Here is an 18,644-nt window from a genome sequence, read left to right as displayed (position 1 = left end):
CCGGCTTAGGCCGGTGTCTTTTTACATTACTTACCCATGCATACAGATAATGTTATAACTCAGCGTATATTTTCTTCATATGCTTATCTCCTTTCTTGTAGCCAGGAGGATCAATATGGAAAGTATTATTTGTAATTACCAAGTTAGATATGTCATCAACCAGACATAAATCCCACTCATGTCCAGGTGTTACATGCATCCCCTTAGTTTGGTAGCAACGCAATACGGTGTTTCCTTTACTGGACTCGCCAATAGCTACAGGTTGAGCTACACGAGCATAACCGCTATATGTAAACTCTATTTCTGAACGGCTTTTTATTGCAGACATCAATTTATTAATCATACCTACCCCTCATTGATAAACCCAACAAGTAGAGTACCCAACAAAAAGAGAGCCAAAGGTGACCACCATCACACAATTAAAACACACGTCATCCTAAATAAATCCAATTCGAACCACTAATTAATAGTAAAAAATATAATATATTTACTTAATGATGATGCACTCAGCTTAGAAGCCCAGCGAAAGCACGACATAAAAAGATAAAATGGATATAGATATAAACAACGCCCCCCATCTTGCGATGGGGGGCGTTTATCGACTCAGCACTTGGGCCCGGTGCTACTCAGCCCAAGGTGCCGACAGGCATTACAGGGACTCTGCGGTCGCAACCACGTTTTCCACGGTAAAGCCGAATTCCTTGAAAAGCAGCTCGGCCGGCGCGGACTCACCGAAGGTGGTCATGCCGATGATCTTGCCGCCGAAGCCCACGTACTTGTACCAGTAGTCGGCGATACCCGCTTCGATGGCGACACGCTTGGTGACGGACATCGGCAGGACGGACTCCTTGTACTCGGCAGACTGGGCATCGAACACGTCGGTGGCCGGCAGGGAGACCACGCGCACGGCACGGCCCTTGGCGGTCAGCTGCTCATAGGCGGCCACGGCCAGCTCCACTTCGGAACCGGTGGCGATCAGGAGAAGCTCCGGGGTACCGGCACAATCCTTCAGCACATAACCACCCTTGGCCACATCGGCCAGCTGCTGGGCGCTGCGGTCCATCTGGGGCAGGTTCTGACGAGAGAAGATCAGCGCAGTCGGGCCGTCCATACGCTCGATGGCGTGCTTCCAGGCGATGGCGGATTCCACCTGGTCACAGGGGCGCCAGGTGCTCATGTTCGGGGTCAGACGCAGGGAGGCGATCTGCTCCACCGGCTGGTGAGTCGGGCCATCTTCACCCAGACCGATGGAGTCGTGGGTGTAAACGAAGATGGCGCGCTGCTTCATCAGGGCGGCCATGCGCAGGGCGTTGCGGGCGTACTCCATGAACATCAGGAAGGTGGCGCCGTAGGGGATGAAACCCCCGTGCAGGGCGATGCCGTTCATGATGGCGGACATGGCGAACTCACGCACACCGTAGTGGATGTAGTTGCCCGCCGCGCTCTCAGGGGTAAGCGATTTGGAGCCGGACCACATGGTCAGGTTGGACGGCGCCAGATCCGCAGAGCCACCCATGAACTCGGGCAGCAGCTTGCCGAAGGCTTCCAGAGAGTTCTGGGATGCCTTACGGGTCGCGATCTTGGCCGGGTTGGCCTGCAGGGTCTCGATGATCTTGGCAGATTCCGCGGCCCAGTTGGCCGGCAGCTCACCGACGGTGCGGCGCTTGAACTCGCTTGCCAGGGTCGGGTGCGCGGCTTCATAGGCGGCAAACTTAGCAGCCCAGTCGGATTCGAGCTTGGTGCCCTTCTCCTGCGCATTCCACTCGGCGGCGATCTCGGACGGGATGACGAACGGCGCGTGATCCCATTTCAGGAAGGCACGGGCGGCGGCGATCTCGTCGTTGCCCAGCGGTGAGCCGTGGCAATCGTGGGAGCCGGACTTGTTCGGTGAGCCGTAACCGATGATGGTGCGGCAGCAGATCAGGGTCGGCTTGCCGGTCTCGGCCTTGGCGGCTTCGATGGCGGCGTTGATGGCTTCCGGGCTGTGACCGTCAACCGCAGGGATGACGTGCCAGCCATAGGCTTCGAAACGCTTGGGGGTGTCGTCGGTGAACCAGCCTTCCACGTGACCGTCGATGGAGATGCCGTTGTCATCCCAGAACGCGATCAGTTTGCCCAGCTGCAGAGTACCGGCCAGGGAGCAAGCCTCGTGGGAGATACCTTCCATCAGGCAGCCGTCGCCCATGAAGGCGTAGGTGTAATGGTCAACGATGTCGTGACCCGGCTGGTTGAACTGCTCGGCCATGGCCTTCTCGGCGATCGCCATGCCCACGGCATTGGTGATGCCCTGACCCAGCGGGCCAGTGGTGGTCTCGATGCCGGGGGCATAACCGTACTCCGGGTGACCCGGGGTGCGAGAGTGCAGTTGACGGAAGTTCTTCAGGTCATCGATGGAGAGGTCGTAACCGGAGAGGTGCAGCAGGGAGTAGAGCAGCATGGAGCCGTGGCCGTTGGACAGCACGAAACGGTCGCGGTCGGCCCACTTGGGGTTGTTCGGGTTGTGCTTGAGGTGGCCACGCCACAACACTTCGGCGATATCTGCCATTCCCATGGGGGCGCCCGGGTGACCGGAGTTGGCTTTTTGAACGGCATCCATACTCAATGCGCGAATGGCATTGGCAAGCTCTTTACGAGAAGGCATCTGTATCTCCTGCGATTGCTTCATTTGATGGCCAAGATTAAGGCGCGTTATTGTCCCAGCAGGGCGGGCGCGGTGCAAATATTATCTGGGCGAATAAAGCGGCTTTGGGAGCACAATCGCTTTTCTTGCCCCGGCAAACGATTGACTCTGGCCCCCCTTCTACCCCAAACGGGGTGATTCAGCCGCCGGCCTTGGCCCGGGCGGGTCCAAACCAAAATAGTGCTGGCAATCACCCATTGGCCTAATTAAAATAGACGTCCAGATGTAGATACCTCTACAGTCATCCTGTCATTTTCCGGTTATGGCCAAGGCGATAACCCCATACGAATTGAGAACCAATCATGGCAAAGCTGTTTACTTCCGAGTCGGTCTCCGAAGGCCATCCCGATAAAATCGCCGACCAGATCTCCGATGCGGTGCTGGACGCCATCCTGGTGCAAGACACCAAGGCTCGCGTCGCCTGCGAGACCCTGGTCAAGACCGGCATGGTGATGGTAGCCGGCGAAGTGACCACCTCTGCCTGGGTCGACATCGAGCAGATCGTGCGCGACACCGTGCGCGAGATCGGTTACACCCACTCCGACATGGGCTTCGATGCCGACTCCTGCGCCGTGCTGAACGCCATCGGCAAGCAGTCCCCCGACATCAACCAGGGCGTCGACCGTACCGACCCGTACGAGCAGGGCGCCGGTGACCAGGGCCTGATGTTCGGCTACGCCACCAACGAGACCGAGGTGCTGATGCCGGCACCCATCACCTACTCCCACCTGCTGGTAAAACGCCAGGCCGAAGTGCGCAAGAACGGCACCCTGCCGTGGCTGCGTCCGGATGCCAAGAGCCAGCTGACCTTCGCCTACGACAACGAAGGCAAGATCCTGGGTGTGGATGCCGTGGTGCTCTCCACCCAGCATTGCGACTCCATCAGTCACAAGGATCTGGTGGAAGCGGTGCGTGAGGAGATCATCAAGCCGGTGCTGCCGACCGAGTGGATCACCAAGGACACCAAGTACTTCATCAACCCGACCGGCCGTTTCGTCATCGGCGGCCCCATGGGTGACTGCGGTCTGACCGGTCGCAAGATCATCGTCGACACCTACGGCGGCATGGCCCGTCACGGTGGTGGCGCCTTCTCCGGCAAGGATCCGTCCAAGGTGGATCGCTCCGCCGCCTACGCCGCCCGCTACGTGGCCAAGAACATCGTTGCCGCCGGTCTGGCGGATCGCTGTGAAATTCAGATCTCCTACGCCATCGGCGTGGCCGAGCCGACCTCCATCAGCGTCGAGACCTTCGGCACCGGCAAGGTCGCCGAGGAGCTGCTGGTCAAGCTGGTGCGCGAGCACTTCGAGCTGCGCCCCTACGGCCTCATCGAGATGCTGGATCTCAAGCGTCCCATCTACCAGGCGACCGCCGCCTACGGCCACTTCGGTCGCGACGAGTTCCCCTGGGAGAAGACCGACAAGGCTGCCCTGCTGCGCGACGTCGCCGGTCTGTAAGATCTCTGTTCTCAACAGCGCGGTGATATGCACCTTGTGACAAGAGGGGAGCCTGGCTCCCCTCTTGCTTGTCTGCCATTTGTTCGGCCATCAACAGGACTGCCCATGTCTTCCCTCCTCCACCCGGACGCCCAGCTCAGCGCGCGAGTCGAAGCCTGCTTCGTGCAGGCGGAGGCCCGCCTGGGTCGCAGCTTCCCACGCCCACGCATCCATCTGAACATGCGCGGCCGGGCGGCGGGCTCGGCACGGCTGCAGACCTGGGAGCTGCGCTTCAACCCCGCGCTCTATCAGGCCAATACAGCCGCCTTCCTGACCGAGGTGGTGCCCCACGAGGTGTCCCATCTGCTGGTTCATGCGCTCTGGGGCGAGGGCCGCGGCAAGTCGCGAGTGCTGCCCCACGGCAGGCAGTGGCAGTCGGTGATGCGTGAGGTGTTCAACCTCGAACCCAGAACCACCCACAGCTTCGATCTCGCCGTGCTGGGCCAGCGCACCCATGCCTACGCCTGCGACTGCCAGCAGCATCGGCTCTCCGTCCGCCGCCACAACAAGGTGCTGCGCGGCGAGGCGAGCTATCACTGCCGCCGCTGTCGCCAGCCATTGGTTCCCCTGAGGGAGCCGGTGACGGACTGAGCCAGCCTGTGTCGCGCCCCTGTGTTAGGGTGCGCACTTCTTCAACCAACCGTTTCATTGCCAAGGATCTTCATGTTTCGCCCTCTGCTCTCTCTCAGCCTCGGCCTGCTCATCAGTCTGCCGTTTTTCAGCTCACCACTGCAGGCCCAGACCTTTCGCGCCGCCAAGCAGGATCTGAACACCCTCTACCAGAGCCACCCCACCACCTTCTACTGCGGCTGCAACATCAAGTTCAGCGGCAAGAAGATGGCCCCCGACTGGGAGAGCTGCGGCTACCTGCCGCGCAAGCAGGCCTCTCGCGCCGCCCGCATCGAGTGGGAGCACGTGGTACCCGCCTGGGAGTTCGGCCACCAGCTGCAGTGCTGGCAAGAGGGGGGGCGCAAGAACTGCGGCAAGAGCGATGAGTTCAACCAGATGGAGGGGGACATGCACAACCTCTTCCCCGCCATCGGCGAGGTGAACGGCGATCGCGCCAACTACCGTTTCTCCGACTGGAACGGCAAGCCGGATCAGTACGGCAAATGCCAGATGCTGGTGGATTTCAAGACCCGCCAGGTGCAGCCGCCCAAGGGGCCGGTGCGGGGTCAGATCGCCCGCGCCTACCTCTACATGGGCCAGCAGTATGGGCTGCGTCTGGCTGCGCAACAGCGTAAGCTGTTCGAGGCTTGGAACAGGCAGTACCCGGCCGACCGTTGGGAGTGCGAACGCAACCGTCGCATCGGCAAGCTGCAGGGCAATACCAACCCCTTCATTGAAAAGCAGTGCCAGTAACCCAATCTACCGGAGAGAGGGGAAACTTCCCTCTCCTTGAGCAAGCCAAGAGACAGACACTCAGCCATGCGCATTCCACGTATCTATGAACCGGCCGCCCTGCAGGTAGGCCAGACCCTCGCCCTGTCGGAAGACGGTGCCAACCATATCGGCCGGGTGCTGCGCATGCAGCCAGGCCAGCCGCTCGAGCTGTTCAACGGCGACGGCAATCAGTATGCCGCCACCATAGCCCAGGTCGGCAAGAAGTCGGTGGAGGTCAGCATCGATGGCTGCGAGGCGCAATCGGTGGAGTCCCCCTTCGCCATCCATCTGGGCCAGGTGATCAGCCGGGGCGACAAGATGGACTTCACCATCCAAAAATCCGTGGAGCTCGGCGTCACTTGCATCACCCCGCTGTTTTCCGAACGCTGTGGCGTCAAGCTGCCCGCCGATCGGCTGGAGAAGAAGCGTGAACAGTGGCAGAAGGTGGTGATCAGCGCCTGCGAGCAGTGCGGCCGCAATGTGGTGCCAGAAGTGCGTATGCCGATGGAGTTGGATGCCTGGCTGGCGGAAGAGACCCGGGAGCTCAAGCTCAACCTGCACCCGCGCGCCTCCTACAGCATCAGCACCCTGCCGGTGCCCGAGCATGGCGTGCGCCTGCTGATAGGCCCGGAGGGCGGCTTGTCCAGCGACGAGATCGCCCGTACTGTGCAGGAAGATTTCAAAGAGATGCTGCTGGGGCCGCGGGTGCTGCGCACCGAAACCGCCGCCCTGACCGCCATTACCGCGCTGCAGTGCCGGTTTGGCGATCTGGCCTGAAACGGGTTCTGACAATCTCAAACGCAATCGAGCTACCAGAAGGATATTCGGATGACCATTAAACTCGGCATAGTGATGGACCCCATCTCGGCCATCAATATCAAGAAAGACTCCAGTTTCGCCATGCTGCTGGAAGCCCAGCGCCGTGGCTACGAGCTGTTCTATCTGGAGATGGCAGATCTCTACATGGAGGCGGGCCGCGCCTTTGGCACCATGCGTCCCCTCACGGTGGAGCAGAACCCGGCCAAGTGGTACGAGCTGGGCGAGGTTGTCGATCAGCCGCTCTCCAGCCTGGACGTGATCCTGATGCGCAAGGATCCGCCCTTCGACACCGAATTCATCTACGCCACCTACATGCTGGAGCGGGCCGAGGATGAGGGCACCCTCATCGTCAACAAGCCCCAGAGCCTGCGCGACGCCAACGAGAAGCTCTACACCGCCTGGTTTGCCGAGCACACCCCGACCACCCTCGTCACCCGTCGGGCCGACAAGCTGCGCGCCTTCCACGCCGAGCACAAGGACGTGATCCTCAAGCCCCTTGACGGCATGGGCGGCGCCTCCATCTTCCGCATGAAGGAAGACGACGCCAACGTCGGGGTGATCATCGAGACTCTTACAGAACATGGGAGTCAGTACTGCATGGCGCAGACCTATCTGCCCGCCATCAAGCAGGGTGACAAGCGGGTGCTGGTGGTGGACGGCGAGCCGGTGCCTTACTGCCTGGCCCGCATCCCGGCCCAGGGCGAGACCCGTGGCAACCTGGCGGCCGGTGGCCGCGGTGAGGCGCGCCCCTTGAGCGAGGCGGACTGGGCCATCGCCCGTGCGGTCGGCCCCACCCTCAAGGCCAAGGGCCTCATCTTCGTCGGGCTCGACATCATCGGCGATCGGCTGACCGAGATTAACGTCACCAGCCCGACCTGCATCCGCGAGATCGAGGCCGCCTTCGACGTCTCCATCACCGGCATGCTGATGGACGCCATCGAACGCCGTCTGGCCAAGTGATGCCACCCGGGGGCCCTCGCGGCCCCTGTTCAATCTTTTGCGCGCCGGCGCCCAACTTCGGGCCCCAGGCGCGAAAAAGCGGTTTTGCCGGGCGCCCCCAACTGCCATAATCATCCCAAACACCTTTGCACTATTTGGCCACTATGCAAACACTGCAAAACCATTTTCTGCTCGCCATGCCGAGCCTCTCTGACGCCTACTTCGAACGCTCCCTGGTCTATCTGTGCGAGCACAGCAGCGAGGGGGCCATGGGGCTGGTGGTCAACATTCCGGTCGATATGGCGCTGGATACCATGCTGACCAAGCTCAAGCTGACCCCGCCCGCCAGCCCGGAGATGAAGCAGCCCGTGCTGCAAGGCGGTCCGGTCCATGCCGACCGCGGCTTCGTGCTGCACAGCTTCCGGCCGGGCTTCAGCTCCACCCTGCAGGTGAGCGACGAGATGATGGTCACCACCTCCAAGGACATCCTGGAGACCCTCGGCACCGAGCAGGCCCCGGATCACTGGCTGGTCGCCCTCGGCTACGCCGGCTGGAGTGCGGGACAGCTCGAGCAGGAGCTGGTGGACGGCTCCTGGCTGGTGATCCCGCCCAACCCCAAGCTGGTGTTCGATACCCCCATTCATCAGCGCTGGCAGCAGGCCGCCGCCAGCATTGGAGTCAATCCCCTGCATCTGTCCAGTCAGGTGGGGCATAGCTAATTTCTTGCCAAGCGGGCCCCAGAGGCCCCTTTTCATTTACCCCAGTATTGAGGAACTCCATGTCATCACGCAGCATCATGGGCTTTGACTACGGCACCAAAAGTATCGGCGTCGCCATCGGCCAGGAGCTCACGGGCACAGCCCAACCCCTTCGTTCCCTCAAGGCCAACGACGGCATTCCCAACTGGGACGAGATTGAAAAGTTGCTCAAGGAGTGGCAGCCGGATCTGCTTATTGTCGGCCTGCCGCTCAACATGGATGGCACGGATCAGGAGATCACGGTGCGGGCCCGCAAGTTCGGCAACCGCCTCCATGGCCGCTTCGGCAAGCCGGTGGAGTTCAAGGACGAGCGGCTCACCACCACGGATGCCCGTGCCCGCCTGTTCGAGCGCGGCGGCTACAAGGCGCTCGACAAGGGCAGCGTGGACGGAGTCTCCGCCCAGCTTATCGTCGAAGCCTGGATGGAAGAGCAATACGGTTGAGTTCAGGGGGCCATTGGCCCCCTGCATCAGGCATCTCCCGCCGGCGCCAGCGCAGCCTCTCCCCCGCCCCATGGGAACAGGGCAAGTCCCTCCGCCGCCAGGCCATAGAGCCGCTTCGTCTCATTGCGCAACCACATCACCTTGGCGTCGTGATTGTGGCGTTTATGCCACAGCAGGATGAAGGCGATCTCCAGTTGCTGATAGAGCGCCTCGGTCAGCGGCAGAGGCATGGCGATCAGGTTGGCGTGGTGTCTGGCGGCGTAGCCGGCGCAATAGGAGGGTGCCACCGCGATCAGCTCGTGGCTCGACTGGGAGGCGATATGCAGCGCCTGCTCAAAACTCGCGACCATGATGGGCACCTCCCGCTTCAGCCCCTCGTCCTCCAGCAGATCGTCGAGGGCCCAGCTGTCGCTGGCCTCCCACACCATGCTGATCTGGGGGCTGGCCAGAAAATTCTCCAGCGACCACTTCTGCTCAAGCAACGGATGATCCTTGCGCAGAAAGACCACGGGGCGGTCGGTAAACAGTACCTCGTGATCGATGTAATAAGGCAGCCGATTCACCTTGGCCCGCGAGCGGCCATGGGTCTCCCGGGCGCAGAAACCGAGATCCGCATCGCCATTGACGATGTCGTTGAGCGAATGGTGATCCCAATCCAGCATCTTGACCACAGAGTGGGGATACTTCTCATAGATGGTCATGGGCAGATCGCTCAGGAAGCTGATGTAGAAGGGGGACTCCAGCACCAGGCTGAAGCGGGCCCCCTCGGGGATGGCCTCGCTATTGAGGGAGGTGATGCTGTCGGTGAGCTGGAACCAGGCCTTGAGCTCCTCCTCCAGCGTCAGGGAGAGATTGGTCGGCTGCAACCCCTGTCGCACCCGCACAAACAGAGGATCCGCAAACCAGTCCCGCAGCTTGGCGAGCGCCTTGCTCACCGCCGAGGGGGTGACGCAGAGCTTCTTGGCCGCCCCCGCCACGCTGCGCTCCTGCATCAGGTGCTTGAAGACCACCAGCAGGTTCAAATCGAGTTCACCCAGGTTGCGCATATCCCCTCTCATCTCCCGTTATCCCCGCGACCGCGCTTCGCGCAGCGCGAGCCATGGTAACAGCCCTTTGACGGCCAGGTAACTGAGCAGGGTCAACAGCAGGGCAGAGATCAGCATCCCGGATGGGGCCACGCCAAGCTGGCCCAGCAGCCAGATATAGAGTCCGGAGAGGCTGATCTGCATGATGCAGAGCAGGGCGCTGGCGAATGCCGCATGGTGCTGACACTCCGCCAGCGCCTCCCCCATCGCCACCCCGAAGCCGCAGGAGAAGCCGATGCAGACCAGGGCAAAACCCGGCAGCAGCAACCGGATGTCGCCCCCCAGCTGCCAGCAACCGAGCAGAGCGATCGCCGCCAGCAGGTAGGTCAGATGAGACAGCGCCAGCACCTGATGCTTGCCGAGCCAACGCAGCAACAGCGGGGTCAGGAAGGAGGTGGACATGCTCACCCCGGCCATCACCATCATCACTATGGCGTACTGCTCTGTGGTGAAGCCGAACTCCTGCATCAGGATCAGCGGCGAGACGCTGACATAGACCAGGATGGCGGTCACGCTGGCGCTGGTCAGAAGCGAGTGCAGCATGAAGCGCGGGGAGCGCAGCAGAGCCATTGGCCGGGTAGCACCACTCTGCTGGCGGGCCGGGCGGGTCTCCTTGAGCAGCAGCAGGTTGACCAGGCCGCTGAAGGCGGCCACCAGCGCCATCGCCACGAAGATCCCGCGCCAGTCGAAATGTGACAGGATGAGATAACCCAGCACAGGCGCCAGCACAGGGATGACACAGATCACCCCGTTGATCATGGAAAGCGCCATCGCCAGCCGCGCCTGGCTCAGCACATCCCGCAGCACGGTAAAGGTCATGATATAGAGCGCCCCCGCCCCGACCCCCTGCCAGAAACGGCCGAGATAGAACTGGCTGATCCCCGCTGCATTGGCCGCCACCAGGGAGGCAAGGACAAAAATCAGCGCGCCCCCCAGCACCACCCAACGCCGGCCATAACGATCCGCAATGATCCCCCCCAGCAGCACAGTGGCCGCCATGCCGAACAAATAGATGGAGAAGGCGGTGTGGATCTGCGCCTCGCTCGCCCGCAGGCTATCGGCCATCTGGGGGATGGCGACCAGATAGAGATCTATCCCGACCGGATAGAGAATAATCATCAGAAAACTGCAGAGCAGAAAGGTACGCATGGGGACTCCGTGGCGGGCTGGAACAGTCGCAATGACCCGGACGGCCACCGCGCGGCAGAGATGAGATCTGCTGACCGGAGCACTATATTGGCCAGGCCAGTGACGCCCTAGTGAACAGCAGGCGATCGATACATTCCATTCTGGAAACTGATTGCCATCATCCCGGCGGATACCGCCGCCACCTTCGCAATGAGCGCGATGGCTGCTGCGCAAAAAAAGAGGAGAGTCATTGTCTCCCCCCTTCACCTCATCAGAGGTGCGAACTACAGCGATGATGCCATAGCAACAGGGCGCTGGTGCGCTCCATTACCGATCCAGCTGCTGCAAGATGGTATAGGCCGCCTCGACCCGCGCCGCATTGGGGTAGTTGCGATTGGCCAGCATGACGATGCCTATCCCCCTGGCGGGCACGAAGGCCACATAGGCACCGAAGCCATTGGTCGAGCCGGTCTTGTTATAGAGCCGCTGTTCGCCCATCACCCTTGGCGTCGCAAACCCCGTGACCGGATTGGTCTCGAGGCTGATCGCCGGTGAGTTGCCCGTCAACAGCGCCTGCCCGGTGACGGGATAGGCATAGCTCTCCCACCCCAGCCCCTGAGTCATCTCGCCCACCGCATAGAAGCCGGTGTGGGTCATGGCTATCGCCTTTTGCAGCGCCTCATCACCATCAAATGCCAGGTTGGCGCCGACAAACTTCAGCAGATCCGCCGAGCTGGTCTTGATGCCATAGGCCTCGTCCGCCAGCACCCCGGGATTGACCCTGATGGGCTTGTCTTCCTTGGCGTAGCCATAGGCATAGTCCGCCATGGCGGTGTCGGGCACCCTGAGATAGCTGTGGTGCAGGCCGAGCCCGGGCAGCAAGGTCCCCGTCATCAGCTGCTCGAAGGGCTGCCCCAGGCTGCTCGCCGCGAGATGGCCGAACAGCCCTATGCTGGGGTTGGAGTACTGGCGGTGGGTCCCCGCCGGGTAAGCGGGCGACCAGTGGCGGTAGTAAGCCTGCATCTTGTCGGCCGAATCCACCTCATCGGGGAACTGCAGCGGCAGGCCGCCCGCGCTGTAGGTGGCCAGCTCGGCCATAGTGATGCCGTCGAAGGCAGAGCCCTTGAGCCAGGGGGCGTGCTGGCTCACCTTGTCATTCAGCTGGAAGCCCCCCTTGACCACGGCATAAGCCCCAAGCGTGGCCGTCAAGGTCTTGCTGACCGAGCCAATCTCGAACAGGGTCTGCTCGCTGACCCTGTCTCCCGTCGCCCTATTGGCCAGACCGTAGTTGAAGTAGTGGGCCTTGCCATCCTTGAGCAGGGCCACCGCCATGCCCGGGATCAGGTACTCCTTCAGCAGGGGTTGGATGGTGGTATCGACCATCTGACGCAGGGGGTCGGCCTGGGTCGGGTTTGATGCCGTGGCGGCCAGCGTCTGGCCAGCCCACAGCAGCGTGCTCGCCGTCAGCAATGTCATCCGCAAGTGTTGTTGCATGGTTATTTTATCCTTTCATCTGTCGGGATCGCCGCACGCGCGACGAGCGGTGTGACCAGAATAGCCAACCAAGGTGTGTTGGATGTGAAGTCGCGTGAAGTGGCGGTGCCGATACCGAATGGAGGCCGCCCGCCTCCTCGGCCGACACCAGGCAGGCCCAGGCTCACCGCTTCCCACGCTCCGGGCAGGGCCCATGAAGCCATATGAAGAGGGGAGCCCATGGCTCCCCTCTTTCATTACCCAACCGGATCAACCCAGGACTCAGGCCTGCTTGCTCTTGGGCGGGTTGTCCCAGATCCCCGCTTCCAGTTGGCTGCGGATCTCCGGGTACTTGTTGGCATCGAAGGTGGGGACGCGACCCAGCTTGAGCTGATCGTTGTAATCCTTGGCCAGCTTGATGGCGACGCCGGAGAGCAGCAGTATGGCCACCAGGTTGACGATGGCCATCATCCCCATGGAGACATCCGCCAGGGCCCACACGGTCGGCAGCTCGCCCACCGAGCCGAACATCACCATGCCCAGCACGAACATCCGGAACAGCATCAGGCCGCCCTTGTGGTTGTGCTCGAGGAACACCAGGTTGGTCTCGGCGTAGGAGTAATTCGCGACTATGGAGGTGAAGGCGAAGAAGAAGATCGCCGCCGCGATGAAGATGTTGCCACCGCCACCGATCTGGGAGGAGAGCGCACGCTGGGTCAGCTCGACCCCGGTCACCCCTGAGCCCGGCTCAAACTGACCTGACATCAGTATGATGGCGGCGGTACAGGTACAGATGACGATGGTGTCCAGGAACACCCCCAGCATCTGCACATAGCCTTGTGAGGCCGGGTGCGGCGGATAGGGGGTCGCGGTCGCGGCGGCGTTGGGGGCAGAGCCCATGCCCGCCTCGTTGGAGAACAGGCCGCGCTTGATGCCGTTGATCATCGCCTGGGAGATGGCATAACCCATGGCGCCGGAACCCGCCTGCTCGATGCCGAAGGCAGACTTGATGATCAACACAAACACCCCTGGCAATTCGCTGATGTTCATCGCCACCACGAACAGCGCCATCAGGATGTAGGCCAGTGCCATGAAGGGCACCACCAGCTCGGCGAAACGGGCGATGCCACGGATGCCGCCGAAGATGATGAGGCCGGACAGCATCACCAGCGCCAGACCGGTGGCCCAGTCAGGGATACCGAACGCCACGTTCATGGCCAGGCTGATGGAGTTGGCCTGCACCGCGTTGAACACCAGGCCGAATGCCAGCAGCAGACAGAGGGAGAACACCACCCCCATCCAGCGCATGCCGAGGCCGCGCTCCATGTAATAGGCCGGGCCGCCACGGTAGTTGCCGTCCTCGTCCTTGACCTTGTAGAGCTGGGCCAGGGTGCTTTCCACGAAGGCGGTGGCCATGCCGATGAAGGCGATCAGCCACATCCAGAAGATGGCGCCCGGGCCACCCAGATAGATGGCGACGGCCACACCGGCCAGGTTGCCGGTACCCACGCGGGCGGCAAGGCTGGTACAGAGTGCCTGGAAGGAGGAGATGCCGGCCTTGTCGGATTTGCGGCTATTGCGCAATACCGAGAACATGTGGCCGAAGTGACGGACCTGGATAAACCCCAGGCGGAAGGTGAAAAAGATACCGACCCCAATCAGCAGGTAGATGAGCACAGCTCCCCACATCAGGTCGTTAATCATTGCGATCAAGGTGTCCATAATTCTCTCGTTGTTATCACATCCATGGCCAGTCTGCGCTGGCCGCTCTCTGTCAGTTTCCGAATTAGCGCTGCGCTAAAGGGGCGGAATCTAGCATAGGGAGGGAGTTCAGAATAGTGATTCAGCTCACTGACAAAGCAAAAAACGAGCGCTTAGATGCAAAAATGCTTCATTTATCACGCAAATATTCAACAATTTTTAGCGTTATATCAATCGCGCGACAAATTAGCCTCAAAAGAGAACTAATCACCCACGGGATGCCATGGCAGCAAATGAGGATTAAACCCAGACGAGAGAGAGGCAAGCGTTTGCCCCGGGAGCCCGCGCCTGAGGTCGTGGCGGCGCCAAACGTTTTACACGTAATTAAATTTCAAGTAGCTGATAACACTATTTATGTGACCTTATTCACAGAATGGATAATCAACTAAAAAAGTTGCTTTTATTCGGCCCAGGGCCACGTCCAGGGGAATCAATAAAAGTTGTTTTTTATCAAACACTTTTGCCTACCCTTCCCCACCATTGCCGGCGCCTGGACGATTCGCATACAAGGCCCCCTATTGCAGGATGCGCCACATCCGTATTAATTAGGCAGGCAATGGCGATGGGTCGCCCCCATCGTGCTTTTCTGAGCCTGAGTCGCCGGGGTTTTGTAATTTTATTTCAGAACAGTCGTCTCACGCCCGCAACCCCTGGGATTGCTCCCTCATATAGAGATGATATTTGCTATGGCCGATAAATTAACCCAGCTGAAAGCCCTGACCACTGTTGTTGCCGATACCGGCGACATCGAAGCCATCAAGCGCTACCAGCCCATCGATGCCACCACCAACCCCTCCCTGGTGTTGAAGGCATCCGAGATCCCCGAATACGCGGCACTGATCGAAGACGCCATCCACTGGGCCAAGGCCCAGAGCCAGGACAAGGCACAGCAAATCATCGACGCGGGCGACAAGCTGGCGGTCAACATCGGTCTGGAAGTACTGAAAATCGTCCCGGGCCGCATCTCCACCGAAGTGGATGCCCGTCTCTCCTTCGATACCGACGCCAGCATCGCCAAGGCGCGCAAGCTGATCCGCCTCTACAACGAAGCCGGCATCGCCAACGATCGCATCCTGATCAAGCTGGCCTCCACCTGGGAAGGCATCCGTGCCGCAGAAGTCCTGGAGAAAGAAGGCATCCAGTGCAACCTGACCCTGCTGTTCTCCTTCGCCCAGGCCCGTGCCTGTGCCGAGGCCGGTGCCTTCCTGATCTCCCCGTTCGTGGGCCGCATCCTCGACTGGTACAAGGCCAAGCACAACCGTGACTACAGCGCGAGCGAAGATCCAGGCGTGGTCTCCGTCACCGCCATCTACGACTACTACAAGCAGCACGACTACCAGACCGTGGTCATGGGTGCCAGCTTCCGCAACACCGGCGAGATCCTGGAACTGGCCGGCTGTGACCGCCTGACCATAGGCCCTGCCCTGCTGGAAGAGCTGAGCAAGAGCGAAGGCGCCGTGGTGCGCAAGCTGAACTACACCGGCGAGCGCAAGGCAAAACCGGCTCCGCTGAGCGAAGCCGAATTCCGCTGGGAACTGAACCAGGACGCCATGGCCGTCGAGAAGCTGGCCGAAGGCATCCGCATGTTCGCCATCGACCAGGGCAAGCTGGAAACCATGCTGGCCGGTCGCCTCTGATAGGGGGCTCACCCCGATAAAAACCGGGCTCCCGCGAGGGGGCCCGGTTTTTTTATGCGCGCCCTCCGATTGTCACGAGAACGTCACGAAAACGTTTTATTTTTAATGGCGTTATGTTATACGGGTGGTGAAAACGATAAAACCAAGGAGGGCGCCATGGAAATGTTCAGCTTCGATTTTGACGAGGTAGTTGAACTGGGTTCGCGTAGCCGCGGGACAACGGGAAAGAAACGTAAATGGCGTGAGATCGAGGCGTTGAAAGACAAGCACCGCCTGCAGAAGGAGCTGCAATCCATCGATATCGCCTACGAAGGCTCGGAAGAGCTGGAGCTGTAAAAAACAGCGTCTCGGGCTAAGAACGAGGCGTTGAAATGCAGAAGATGTTGTATCCCACCGGCATCGCCGACCAAGGCTCGGACGAGCTGGAACTGTAAAAACAACGCCCCGGCCAAGCCGGGGCGTTGTTTTTGACCCCTGACGATCAGGGCGAGAGCGGCAAGGACAGCTGCTTGGACAGCGCCTGGAAGTGCTGGCTCACCTCGGCCCCGAACAGGGGATCATTGATGGCCCGGTTCTGCCAGACCTGCTCGAGCTGACGCCAGTCATCTTCGGTCAGGGAGTCGCGCAGATGGGGGAAGATCACCCCCTCCTCGTAGTGCATGTGCGCCTCCTGCTGGTCGATGAACTGCTCCAGCCGGGTCGTGAACTGATCCAGCGGGATGACGGCATCCATCAGGATCATCTCCACCATCTCCTTGAGCTCGGTACCGGCCTCCAGCAGGCGGGCGTGCTCCTCCTGCAGCCGGTTCGCCACCTCCCCTTCCACTACCCGGTATTTCAGGTAGTAGTCATAGATCAGATCCTCCTTGGGATGGTGATAGGTGTCGGACACCTCCCGCAAATAATCCACCACGTCCCGGATCAGGAAGTAGCTGATCTGCTGTTCGCTGCGTATCGCGGCAAGCTTGTATTTCAGCAGTTGCAGCAGCTTGGCGATGTTGAGGTGATCCTTATGCAGACTGGATAACATGGGCACTCCTTGGCACTGAAATGAAAAAATCCTGCTTCGAGTATACGGTCATTTATTGCGCCAACTTTGCACTCAATCAAATCTGACGCAGACAATCCCTTCTCGTACACCCTAGTGCTTTGACCACATCCATCGCCAATTTACGCCCACGGCATCCCTGTTTACACACCGGGGTAGGCGTACAAACAGGGACAGTTTCGCAGGGAAGGCTTCGGTTATTCGCAGACCGAGAGCCAGTTGATCGGGCTCATGCCCTGCTGGGTCAGCAGGCGGTTGGTTTCGGAGAAGTGACCGCAGCCGATGAAGCCGCGATGGGCGGAGAGCGGGCTGGGATGGGGCGCGCTCAGCACATGGTGGCGCGTGCGATCTATGATGCGGCCCTTCTTCTGGGCGTGGGCCCCCCACAGCAGGAAGACCACGCCCTGGCGGCTGGCGTTGACCTGCTCGATGACCCTATCGGTGAAGGTCTCCCAGCCCAGGTGGGCGTGGGAGTGGGCCATGCCCGCCTGCACCGTCAGCACGGTGTTGAGCAGCAGCACCCCCTGGCTGGCCCAGGACTCCAGGAAACCGTGGCTGGGGGTGACGAAGCCCGGCAGATCCCGCTGCATCTCCTTGTAGATGTTGACCAGCGAGGGGGGCGTGCGCACGCCGGGCAGCACGGAGAAGCAGAGACCATGGGCCTGATCCGGCCCGTGATAGGGATCTTGTCCCAGGATCACCACCTTGACCTCGTCCAGCTCGGTCAGCTTGAAGGCATTGAACACTTCGGTGGCGGGGGGATAGATCACCTTACCCGCCTCCCGCTCGCTCCTGACGGTCGCCAGCGTCGTCTTGAAATAGTCCTGCTCTTTCTCAGAACCAATCACATCTTTCCAGGTCAGCACCCCGGTCTCCTCAATGAAACGGCAAGGGGCTCAGGATAGGGGCCAAGGCCACAAGACGCAACCGCGACTCGGCCTGCCGGCGGGTCGGGGACGGTCGGGAACCCTCCCTGCTCTGGGTTGAGGCGCCTTGGCGCGAACGGCTCCTCTCTATGCTTTCTAGGCCTCGCGCGCACCACAGACGCCCCCTCAAGCCGAGCCGTGGGCGGCGGCTGCCAGTGACGCAGCCCTCCCCGTCGCTATGGAGCGCTATCCGCGCTTCGTTCACACCACCGCCGGAACTCCCCCTTCTGCTTATGTTGCTGTTGCCCCCTGATTGCACTAACAGGTGAAGAGGCTCAACTGCGACGAACCTACCCCGGTTTTAGCGGTCGGTGACACCATAAGATGTAGTTAAATTACTAGATTTGATAAATAAAAAATGCATAATCAATGCATCTTAATAAATCATGAAAATGATTCAATTTTGATTAAGCTCAATGATTTAACCCTATGCATCCGGCGTTATCTGCGTATTTTTTGATTTGGATCAATTTTCGTATTATTACCATCGTGGTATATATGACCCCAACGAAGTAAAGGTGTAAGGCAAGGCCCATTAAATCATCCTGTCATCAAGGTGGTTTAAAAACATCAGGGTAATGTTCTTACCGTTGAATCCGCTTTCCTATGAGGAGTCATACCATGATCAAGGGCATCCAAATCACCCAGTCCGCCAACGCCGCACTGCTGAACTCTTTCTGGCTGCTGGACGAAGAGAAGCAACAGGCTCGTTGCATCTGCGCCAAGGGCGACAGCTTCGCCGCCGATCAGGAAGTCGCACTGTCCGACCTGGGCCAGTTCGAATATCGCGAGCTGCCGGTACAGACCGAGCCGATGGTCGAGGGTGGCCAACACCTGAACGTCAACGTGCTGAGCCGTGAGACCCTGGAAGAGGCCATCGCCAATCCGGAGAAGTATCCGCAGCTCACCATCCGTGTCTCCGGCTACGCCGTGCGTTTCAACGCCCTGACCCCGGAACAGCAGCGTGACGTGATCACCCGCACCTTCACCAAGAGCCTGTAATTCGCCCGGCGATAACAGCTTCCACGAAAAACGGCCCTCTCGGGCCGTTTTTTTATGCATGACTATTCC

18 protein-coding genes are annotated in these 18,644 nt (G+C 60.3%); 10 read left to right on the top strand and 8 right to left on the bottom strand.

What is annotated here, in order from left to right; genetic code table 11:
- Positions 1–52: 52 nt before the first annotated feature.
- Both EL255_RS05905 and tkt read right to left on the bottom strand, forming a co-directional pair.
- Positions 53–343, bottom strand: a complete 291-nt coding sequence (locus EL255_RS05905; protein ID WP_084228301.1) for a hypothetical protein — start codon at positions 341–343, stop codon at positions 53–55.
- Positions 344–649: 306 nt separating this feature from the next.
- Positions 650–2,641, bottom strand: a complete 1,992-nt coding sequence (gene tkt / locus EL255_RS05900) for a transketolase (RefSeq protein WP_042652645.1) — start codon at positions 2,639–2,641, stop codon at positions 650–652.
- 341 nt (positions 2,642–2,982) lie between these two features.
- On the opposite strand from tkt, the gene metK reads away from it, so the two are divergent.
- The 7 genes from metK (at position 2,983) to ruvX (ending at position 8,515) form a co-directional block, all read left to right on the top strand.
- Positions 2,983–4,134, top strand: a complete 1,152-nt coding sequence (gene metK, locus EL255_RS05895; RefSeq protein WP_042652646.1) for a methionine adenosyltransferase — start codon at positions 2,983–2,985, stop codon at positions 4,132–4,134.
- Positions 4,135–4,239: 105 nt separating this feature from the next.
- Positions 4,240–4,764, top strand: a complete 525-nt coding sequence (locus EL255_RS05890) for a SprT family zinc-dependent metalloprotease (RefSeq protein ID WP_042652647.1) — start codon at positions 4,240–4,242, stop codon at positions 4,762–4,764.
- A 72-nt stretch (positions 4,765–4,836) separates the two neighbouring features.
- Positions 4,837–5,535: an endonuclease gene (locus tag EL255_RS05885; protein WP_042652648.1), complete on the top strand. Its 699-nt coding sequence runs from the start codon at positions 4,837–4,839 to the stop codon at positions 5,533–5,535.
- Positions 5,536–5,601: 66 nt separating this feature from the next.
- Positions 5,602–6,333, top strand: a complete 732-nt coding sequence (gene rsmE, locus EL255_RS05880) for a 16S rRNA (uracil(1498)-N(3))-methyltransferase (protein ID WP_042652649.1) — start codon at positions 5,602–5,604, stop codon at positions 6,331–6,333.
- A gap of 51 nt (positions 6,334–6,384) precedes the next feature.
- A complete protein-coding gene (gshB, locus tag EL255_RS05875) occupies positions 6,385–7,335 on the top strand; it encodes a glutathione synthase (protein ID WP_042652650.1) in 951 nt (316 codons plus the stop codon).
- A gap of 143 nt (positions 7,336–7,478) precedes the next feature.
- Positions 7,479–8,033, top strand: coding sequence for a YqgE/AlgH family protein (locus EL255_RS05870; RefSeq protein ID WP_042652651.1), 555 nt, complete (start codon positions 7,479–7,481; stop codon positions 8,031–8,033).
- Between the two features lie 59 nt (positions 8,034–8,092).
- Positions 8,093–8,515 carry a Holliday junction resolvase RuvX gene (gene ruvX / locus EL255_RS05865; protein WP_025326196.1) on the top strand — a complete coding sequence of 141 codons (423 nt, stop codon included), beginning with the start codon at positions 8,093–8,095 and terminating at the stop codon, positions 8,513–8,515.
- Positions 8,516–8,541: 26 nt separating this feature from the next.
- Here the strand turns inward: ruvX and yidZ are convergent, their stop codons facing one another.
- The 4 genes from yidZ to EL255_RS05845 form a co-directional block, all read right to left on the bottom strand.
- Positions 8,542–9,561, bottom strand: a complete 1,020-nt coding sequence (gene yidZ / locus EL255_RS05860) for an HTH-type transcriptional regulator YidZ (RefSeq protein ID WP_042652652.1) — start codon at positions 9,559–9,561, stop codon at positions 8,542–8,544.
- A gap of 18 nt (positions 9,562–9,579) precedes the next feature.
- Positions 9,580–10,749 carry an MFS transporter gene (locus tag EL255_RS05855; protein WP_042652653.1) on the bottom strand — a complete coding sequence of 390 codons (1,170 nt, stop codon included), beginning with the start codon at positions 10,747–10,749 and terminating at the stop codon, positions 9,580–9,582.
- A 306-nt stretch (positions 10,750–11,055) separates the two neighbouring features.
- Complete coding sequence (gene ampC, locus EL255_RS05850) at positions 11,056–12,222, bottom strand: FOX/MOX family class C beta-lactamase (protein ID WP_042652654.1); 1,167 nt, start codon at positions 12,220–12,222, stop codon at positions 11,056–11,058.
- Positions 12,223–12,483: 261 nt separating this feature from the next.
- Positions 12,484–13,923: an alanine/glycine:cation symporter family protein gene (locus tag EL255_RS05845; protein WP_042652655.1), complete on the bottom strand. Its 1,440-nt coding sequence runs from the start codon at positions 13,921–13,923 to the stop codon at positions 12,484–12,486.
- Positions 13,924–14,648: 725 nt separating this feature from the next.
- On the opposite strand from EL255_RS05845, the gene tal reads away from it, so the two are divergent.
- Entirely contained in the window at positions 14,649–15,599 is a 951-nt protein-coding gene (gene tal / locus EL255_RS05840; protein ID WP_042652656.1) for a transaldolase, read from the top strand.
- 156 nt (positions 15,600–15,755) lie between these two features.
- Positions 15,756–15,935: a DUF3545 family protein gene (locus EL255_RS05835; protein WP_042652657.1), complete on the top strand. Its 180-nt coding sequence runs from the start codon at positions 15,756–15,758 to the stop codon at positions 15,933–15,935.
- 145 nt (positions 15,936–16,080) lie between these two features.
- Here the strand turns inward: EL255_RS05835 and EL255_RS05830 are convergent, their stop codons facing one another.
- Both EL255_RS05830 and ung read right to left on the bottom strand, forming a co-directional pair.
- Positions 16,081–16,629, bottom strand: coding sequence for a hemerythrin domain-containing protein (locus tag EL255_RS05830; RefSeq protein WP_042652658.1), 549 nt, complete (start codon positions 16,627–16,629; stop codon positions 16,081–16,083).
- A gap of 215 nt (positions 16,630–16,844) precedes the next feature.
- A complete protein-coding gene (gene ung / locus EL255_RS05825) occupies positions 16,845–17,513 on the bottom strand; it encodes a uracil-DNA glycosylase (protein ID WP_042652659.1) in 669 nt (222 codons plus the stop codon).
- 681 nt (positions 17,514–18,194) lie between these two features.
- Here ung and grcA point away from each other — a divergent pair.
- A complete protein-coding gene (gene grcA / locus EL255_RS05820; RefSeq protein ID WP_042652660.1) occupies positions 18,195–18,575 on the top strand; it encodes an autonomous glycyl radical cofactor GrcA in 381 nt (126 codons plus the stop codon).
- Positions 18,576–18,644: the final 69 nt, after the last annotated feature.

This window comes from Aeromonas encheleia (genome assembly GCF_900637545.1).
Taxonomy (GTDB): domain Bacteria; phylum Pseudomonadota; class Gammaproteobacteria; order Enterobacterales; family Aeromonadaceae; genus Aeromonas; species Aeromonas encheleia.
The sequence above is the reverse complement of the archived record's forward strand: the minus strand, read 5'-3'. Positions and strand labels throughout refer to the sequence as shown.

Bases quoted from the DNA above. Each gene is read 5' to 3' on its own strand.
- EL255_RS05885 (WP_042652648.1), top strand. From the start codon at position 4,837: ATGTTTCGCCCTCTGCTCTCTCTCAGCCTCGGCCTGCTCATCAGTCTG.
- EL255_RS05855 (WP_042652653.1), bottom strand. From the start codon at position 10,749: ATGCGTACCTTTCTGCTCTGCAGTTTTCTGATGATTATTCTCTATCCG.
- tkt (WP_042652645.1), bottom strand. From the start codon at position 2,641: ATGCCTTCTCGTAAAGAGCTTGCCAATGCCATTCGCGCATTGAGTATG.
- ruvX (WP_025326196.1), top strand. From the start codon at position 8,093: ATGTCATCACGCAGCATCATGGGCTTTGACTACGGCACCAAAAGTATC.
- grcA (WP_042652660.1), top strand. From the start codon at position 18,195: ATGATCAAGGGCATCCAAATCACCCAGTCCGCCAACGCCGCACTGCTG.
- EL255_RS05845 (WP_042652655.1), bottom strand. From the start codon at position 13,923: ATGGACACCTTGATCGCAATGATTAACGACCTGATGTGGGGAGCTGTG.
- rsmE (WP_042652649.1), top strand. From the start codon at position 5,602: ATGCGCATTCCACGTATCTATGAACCGGCCGCCCTGCAGGTAGGCCAG.
- tal (WP_042652656.1), top strand. From the start codon at position 14,649: ATGGCCGATAAATTAACCCAGCTGAAAGCCCTGACCACTGTTGTTGCC.
- yidZ (WP_042652652.1), bottom strand. From the start codon at position 9,561: ATGCGCAACCTGGGTGAACTCGATTTGAACCTGCTGGTGGTCTTCAAG.
- metK (WP_042652646.1), top strand. From the start codon at position 2,983: ATGGCAAAGCTGTTTACTTCCGAGTCGGTCTCCGAAGGCCATCCCGAT.
- ampC (WP_042652654.1), bottom strand. From the start codon at position 12,222: ATGCAACAACACTTGCGGATGACATTGCTGACGGCGAGCACGCTGCTG.
- EL255_RS05870 (WP_042652651.1), top strand. From the start codon at position 7,479: ATGCAAACACTGCAAAACCATTTTCTGCTCGCCATGCCGAGCCTCTCT.
- EL255_RS05830 (WP_042652658.1), bottom strand. From the start codon at position 16,629: ATGTTATCCAGTCTGCATAAGGATCACCTCAACATCGCCAAGCTGCTG.
- EL255_RS05835 (WP_042652657.1), top strand. From the start codon at position 15,756: ATGGAAATGTTCAGCTTCGATTTTGACGAGGTAGTTGAACTGGGTTCG.
- EL255_RS05890 (WP_042652647.1), top strand. From the start codon at position 4,240: ATGTCTTCCCTCCTCCACCCGGACGCCCAGCTCAGCGCGCGAGTCGAA.
- EL255_RS05905 (WP_084228301.1), bottom strand. From the start codon at position 343: ATGATTAATAAATTGATGTCTGCAATAAAAAGCCGTTCAGAAATAGAG.
- gshB (WP_042652650.1), top strand. From the start codon at position 6,385: ATGACCATTAAACTCGGCATAGTGATGGACCCCATCTCGGCCATCAAT.